We start from the raw sequence: 247 nt of genomic DNA, 5'->3' as shown, positions 1-247 counted from the left end.
GTATCACGATCCGGTTACTACAAATGGCTGAACCATACACCGACTGACCAACAGGAGGAAAATGAATGGCTACTCGGAGAGATCAAGAAGTTGTTCAACAAGCATCAAGGGATCCTGGGCTACCGACGGATCACCGTGTTCATCAACCGTCAGTTCAAAAAGCAGTACAATCGCAAACGGATTCGTCGTCTGATGATCAAGCTCTGCTTGAAGTCTTTCATTCGCCGGTCGAACGGCTACTGTACGA

General features: G+C 48.2%; 1 protein-coding gene. It reads left to right on the top strand.

Annotated features, from left to right (window positions below; all coding sequences use genetic code 11):
• Positions 1 to 247: IS3 family transposase (locus tag E2491_RS14785; RefSeq protein WP_134376400.1), on the top strand; the 247-nt coding region annotated here is incomplete at both ends.

Origin of the sequence: Jeotgalibacillus sp. R-1-5s-1 (genome assembly GCF_004405105.1) — a bacterium.
Taxonomy (GTDB): domain Bacteria; phylum Bacillota; class Bacilli; order Bacillales; family Jeotgalibacillaceae; genus Jeotgalibacillus.
The sequence above is the reverse complement of the archived record's forward strand: the minus strand, read 5'-3'. Positions and strand labels throughout refer to the sequence as shown.